Below are 5,187 nucleotides of genomic sequence, written 5' to 3'. Positions count from 1 at the left end.
TCGCAAATATTTTACCAGATTTTTCGTTAACTGCTGTTTTAGAAGGAAATTATTTGCTAAAAATCTCAGGTTTTCGGTTTGGAGCGGATAATTTGCCACAAACTCAGCTTCTTGCTGATATCACCAGTCAGGTAATGCTGGATTTCCGCCTCTTGCAGCTTGCCGGCAAAGTTCAGTTCCAGCACGCGATAGGTGTCTTGCGAGAGCTGCTGTTCGCCCAGTTCGCGATAGGCGCGCGTCATCAGCGCCAGTGCGTACGGCGTACTGGGCGTCTGTTCGTATTGTTCCAGCACACCTTTGGCGCGGTTGACCGCCGCGATGTACGCACCCTTACGCATGTAATAGTCGGCGATTTCCAGTTCGTGCTGCCCCAGCAGATTCTTGATGAACAACATCCGGTAACGGCCGTCCTCGGCGTATTCGCTTTGCGGGAAGCGGCGCACCAGTTCGTCAAAATAATTGAACGCCTGTTTGAGCGGCTGCGGGTCGGTTTGTGCGAGGTTAATCGGGTTCAGGCGGTCAAAAATGCTCACGTCCTTTTCGTAGGCGAAGACGCCGCGCATATAGTAGGCATAGTCAATATACGGATGCTGCGGATAGGTGCGGATGAAGTTCTCGATTTCCGCCTGCGCCTTCTCTGTCTCGCCATCGCGATAGTACGAATAGGCCAGATCCAGCGTCGCCTGCTGCGCAATCTGGCCGAAAGGGTAGCGGGCGAGCAGCTTGGTATAATGCTTACTGGCGCTGCTGTAAGCGCCGTCTTTCATTTCAGCCTTGGCGGTTTGATAGAGCTTTTCGGCGCTCCAATTCAGCGTTTCGTCCTGTTCCCACGATGAGCAGGCCGACAAGCCGCCCAAAAGACCCAATCCGAGAAAAATTTTCTGCATACGCGACATCATTCGCTCCCAGTTTTTGAAAACGCCGCATTATAAACACCATGACAACAGAACCCTACACGCTCACCTGCACCGCTGATGACGACATCCGTGGCTGGCGGCTCGACCATTTCCTCGCCCACATCGCCCCCGATTATTCGCGCAGCCGCTGGCAGGCGAGCATCAAGGCCGGGCTGGTGTCTGTGAACGGCAACCCCGCCCGCGCCAAAGACCATGTCTATCCGGGCGACAGCGTTCGCGCGCAAATTGCCGCAGATACCGGGACCGACGACGCTTCACAAAACATCCCGCTCGACATCATCCATGCCGATACCGACATCATCGTCATCGACAAGCCGGCCGGGCTGGTCGTCCATCCGGCGGCGGGCAACCCTGACGGCACCCTGCTGAACGCCTTGCTGCACCACTTCCCGGAAACCGCGCAACTGCCGCGTGGCGGCATCGTGCACCGCCTCGACAAAGACACCAGCGGCCTGCTCGTCGTCGCCCGCAATCTGCGTGCCCACGGCCACCTCGTGCGCCAACTGCAAGAACACAGCATGGGGCGCACCTACCTTGCCCTCGCCTACCGCTACATCACCGCCGGCGGCACCATCGACCAGCCGCTTGGCCGCCACCCGCGCGACCGCCTGAAAATGGCCATCCGGGAAGACGGCAAAAATGCCATCACCCACTACCGCATTGAAGAACGCTACGGCGGCATCGCCACCCTGCTGCGCGTCAACCTTGAAACCGGCCGCACCCACCAAATCCGCGTCCACCTCGCCGCGCAACACAACCCGCTGGTCGGCGACCCGCTCTACGGCCTTGCCAACCCGCCCGGCAAAGGCATCCCGCCCGACATCCGCCAGGCCCTGCTTGACTTCCCGCGCCAGGCGCTGCACGCCGCCGCCCTCACCCTGCACCATCCGGCGGATGACAGCGAACGCACCTACACCAGCCCGCTGCCTGCGGATATGGCGGCATTATTGGCAGCCTTGCGCGCCGCCTATCCCGTCCGCTAACCCGCAGAGCCACCAAGCGGTACAACCGCCCTACCCTTCCCGTCCTGCGCCGACTTCTGCCAGCCGCGCCGCGAAATCCGGCGGGAAGCGGGTCGGTTTATGCCGCACCGCATCCACACAAACCAAAAGCGCCCGCGACACCGCGCAGCGTCGCCCGCCGCTCCAAATCTCCGCTTCCACCACCAGCGAACCGCCACGCACATTTGCGAGCGACGAGCGCACCTCCACCGTCGCCGGGAAAACAATTTCCGCAAGAAACTTGCAGCCAATATCGGCGACCACCAGCAGCGGCAACGGCATATCGCCGCACACTTCCGCCAGACACGCCACCCGCGCCGTTTCCAGATAGCGGAAAAAAACCGTATGGTTTACATGACCATAACTATCCATATCGCCCCAGCGCACCTCGCCCCGCCACACATGAACCCACACAGCCATCACAACACTCCACAGAAAAAAACATATCACCGGCGAAAATAACGCCGGATTTTGCTAACATTGCCAAAGCATAACCCGCTAAACAAAGGAAACCCAAGATGAACCTACACGAATACCAAGCCAAAACGCTTTTCCGCGCCTACGGCGTGGACACCCCGCGCGGCCAGCTCGCGCACACGCCGGACGAAGCCGTCGCCGCCGCCGAAGCCCTGGGCGGCAGCGTTTGGGTGGTGAAAGCGCAAGTCCACGCGGGCGGACGCGGCAAAGCGGGCGGCGTCAAAGTCGCGAAAAGCCTGGACGAAGTCCGCCAGTACGCCTCACAAATGATCGGCAGCACCCTGAAAACCAAACAAACCGGCGACACCGGCCTGCCCATCCACAAAGTCCTCATCGAAGAAGGACTCGACATCGTCAAAGAACTCTACCTCTCCGTCGTCGTTGACCGCGCCAGCAAACGCGTTTCCATCATCGCCAGCGCCGAAGGCGGCATGGACATCGAAGAAGTCGCCGAAAAAAGCCCGGAAAAAATCCACAGCATCGGCGTCGACCCTGCCGCCGGCTACTTCCCCTACATCGGCCGCCGCCTCGGCTTCGCCATGAACCTCGACAAAAAACAAGTCGGCCAGCTCGCCGCCCTGCTGCAAGGCCTCTACACCCTCTTCATCGACAAAGACCTGAGCATGGTCGAAATCAACCCGCTCATCATCACCGGCGACGGCAAACTGCTGGCGCTTGATGCCAAAATCGGCATCGACGACAACGCCCTCTACCGCCACAAAGACCTCGCCGAGATGCGCGACCCGACCCAAGAAGACGAACGCGAAAACAAGGCACAAGAACTTGAACTCAACTACGTCGCCCTCGACGGCAACATCGGCTGCATGGTCAACGGCGCCGGGCTGGCGATGGCGACGATGGACATCGTCAAACTGCACGGCGGCGAACCGGCGAACTTCCTCGATGTCGGCGGCGGTGCGACGGCCGAACGCGTCAAAGAAGCCTTCAAACTCATCCTCACCGCGCCGCAAGTCAAATCCATCCTGGTCAACATCTTCGGCGGCATCGTGCGGTGCGACCTCATCGCCGAAGGCATCATCAACGCCGCCAAAGAAATCGACCTGAAAGTCCCCGTCGTTGCCCGCCTGCAAGGCACCAACGTCGAACTCGGGCGGAAAATGCTGGATGAAAGCGGCCTCGCCATTACCTCGGCGGACGACCTCACCGACGCCGCACAAAAAGCCGTTGCCGCCGCCCGATAAGGAACCGCCATGCCACTCGCCAACAGCCGGATGGAACAATACCCCTTCCTGCACGACATGTACGAAGACGACTACTTCCCGGACGGCCTCGTCAAACAAGTCGAAACTATCCTGCGCGCCCTCTGCGAGCGCATCGAAGCCGAAAAACCGGCAGATCTCGCGGCGCTCTACGCCCTGAGCGCCGTTGCGACCGAAGAAATCAACGCGCTCGAAGAAGCCTTTGAAGCGGCCGACAGCGAAATCGAAACCGTCGCCCGCGACACCATCTGCGGCGACATCCTCGCCATCGCCCACGCCCACGCCTACGGCTACGACGACGCCGACAACGAAGCACTCACCGCCGGCCGCGAGTGGTAACCCCGAACCCACAAGGAACCCCCATGAGCATCTACATCAACAAAAACACCAAAGTCATCTGCCAGGGCTACACCGGCTCGCAAGGCACCTTCCACAGCGAACAGGCCATCGCCTACGGCACCAACCTCGTCGGCGGCGTCACCCCCGGCAAAGGCGGGCAAACCCATCTCGACCGCCCCGTCTTCAACAACTGCCACGAAGCCGTGCAGGCCACCGGCGCAAACGCGAGCATGATCTTCGTGCCGCCGCCCTTCGCCGCCGACTCCATCCTCGAAGCCGTGGACGCCGGCATCGAAGTCATCGCCTGCATCACCGAAGGCATCCCCGTGCTGGACATGATGAAAGTAAAAGCCGCCATCAGCGGCACCAACGTGCGCCTTATCGGGCCGAACTGCCCCGGCGTCATCACCCCCGGCGAATGCAAAATGGGCATCATGCCCGGCCACATCCACCAGGCGGGCGTCGTCGGCATCGTCTCGCGCTCAGGCACCCTGACCTACGAAGCCGTGCACCAGACCACCGGCATCGGCCTCGGCCAGTCCACCTGCGTCGGCATCGGCGGCGACCCCATCAACGGCACCAGCTTCGTGGACGTCCTTGCCGCCTTCCAGGCCGACCCGCAGACCAAAGGCATCGTCATGGTCGGCGAAATCGGCGGCAGCGCCGAAGAAGAAGCGGCGGACTACATCAAGGCGAACGTCACCAAACCCGTGGTTGCCTACATCGCGGGCGTCACCGCCCCGCCCGGCAAACGCATGGGCCACGCCGGCGCCATCATCGCCGGCGGTAAAGGTACCGCAGCGGACAAATTCCGCGCCCTCGAAGCGGCAGGCGTTACCACCGTCCGCTCCCCGGCAGACATCGGCAGCACCCTGAAAAAACTGATGAACGCCTGACAACCCCGCCTCCCCACAAAAAAGCCCGCAGCAGCGGGCTCTTTCATGCTGCCGGACTGCTGCTTACAAACGAGCGGCTCAAACGACGACCCGCCAAGCGGACAAATTCCGCGCACTGGAAGCGGCAGGCGTCACCACTATCCGCTCCCCGGCAGACATCGTCAGCACCCTGAAAAAAACTGATGAACGCCTGACACCCCGCCACCCTACAAAAAGCCCGCAGCAGCGGGCTTTTTCATGCCGCCGGACTGCCGCTTACAAACGAGCGGCACAAACGACGACCCGCCAAGGTACTGTAACCAACTGTCAATGCTTCAATGCTAATTCCGGGTTAAAT

The 5,187-nt window shown here is 60.9% G+C and carries 6 protein-coding genes; 4 read left to right on the top strand and 2 right to left on the bottom strand.

All coding sequences use genetic code 11. The annotated features are described in order from the left end of the window. Positions 1 to 65: 65 nt before the first annotated feature. Complete coding sequence (locus Q0562_RS10380) at positions 66 to 887, bottom strand: outer membrane protein assembly factor BamD (protein ID WP_298644128.1); 822 nt, start codon at positions 885 to 887, stop codon at positions 66 to 68. A 50-nt stretch (positions 888 to 937) separates the two neighbouring features. Here Q0562_RS10380 and Q0562_RS10375 point away from each other — a divergent pair, with 50 nt between their 5' ends. Further along, complete coding sequence (locus Q0562_RS10375) at positions 938 to 1,900, top strand: RluA family pseudouridine synthase (RefSeq protein ID WP_298644126.1); 963 nt, start codon at positions 938 to 940, stop codon at positions 1,898 to 1,900. 30 nt (positions 1,901 to 1,930) lie between these two features. On the opposite strand, the gene Q0562_RS10370 is transcribed toward Q0562_RS10375, so the two are convergent. Then, complete coding sequence (locus Q0562_RS10370; protein ID WP_298644124.1) at positions 1,931 to 2,338, bottom strand: thioesterase family protein; 408 nt, start codon at positions 2,336 to 2,338, stop codon at positions 1,931 to 1,933. A 98-nt stretch (positions 2,339 to 2,436) separates the two neighbouring features. Here Q0562_RS10370 and sucC point away from each other — a divergent pair, with 98 nt between their 5' ends. The 3 genes from sucC to sucD are packed head-to-tail and all read left to right on the top strand — an operon-like array spanning position 2,437 to position 4,850. After that, on the top strand, positions 2,437 to 3,597 hold the full coding sequence (gene sucC, locus Q0562_RS10365) for an ADP-forming succinate--CoA ligase subunit beta (protein ID WP_298644122.1): 1,161 nt from the start codon (positions 2,437 to 2,439) through the stop codon (positions 3,595 to 3,597). Between the two features lie 9 nt (positions 3,598 to 3,606). After that, entirely contained in the window at positions 3,607 to 3,954 is a 348-nt protein-coding gene (locus Q0562_RS10360; RefSeq protein ID WP_298644120.1) for a DUF5713 family protein, read from the top strand. A 23-nt stretch (positions 3,955 to 3,977) separates the two neighbouring features. Next, positions 3,978 to 4,850: a succinate--CoA ligase subunit alpha gene (gene sucD / locus Q0562_RS10355; RefSeq protein WP_298644118.1), complete on the top strand. Its 873-nt coding sequence runs from the start codon at positions 3,978 to 3,980 to the stop codon at positions 4,848 to 4,850. Positions 4,851 to 5,187: the final 337 nt, after the last annotated feature.

The organism is uncultured Cardiobacterium sp. (genome assembly GCF_938028825.1).
Classification (GTDB): domain Bacteria; phylum Pseudomonadota; class Gammaproteobacteria; order Cardiobacteriales; family Cardiobacteriaceae; genus Cardiobacterium.
This window is presented reverse-complemented; position numbering and strand designations above follow the sequence as displayed.

Coding starts and splice junctions, on each gene's coding strand:
- Q0562_RS10380 (WP_298644128.1), bottom strand. CDS start 887: ATGCAGAAAATTTTTCTCGGATTGGGTCTTTTGGGCGGCTTGTCGGCC.
- Q0562_RS10375 (WP_298644126.1), top strand. CDS start 938: ATGACAACAGAACCCTACACGCTCACCTGCACCGCTGATGACGACATC.
- Q0562_RS10370 (WP_298644124.1), bottom strand. CDS start 2,338: ATGGCTGTGTGGGTTCATGTGTGGCGGGGCGAGGTGCGCTGGGGCGAT.
- sucC (WP_298644122.1), top strand. CDS start 2,437: ATGAACCTACACGAATACCAAGCCAAAACGCTTTTCCGCGCCTACGGC.
- Q0562_RS10360 (WP_298644120.1), top strand. CDS start 3,607: ATGCCACTCGCCAACAGCCGGATGGAACAATACCCCTTCCTGCACGAC.
- sucD (WP_298644118.1), top strand. CDS start 3,978: ATGAGCATCTACATCAACAAAAACACCAAAGTCATCTGCCAGGGCTAC.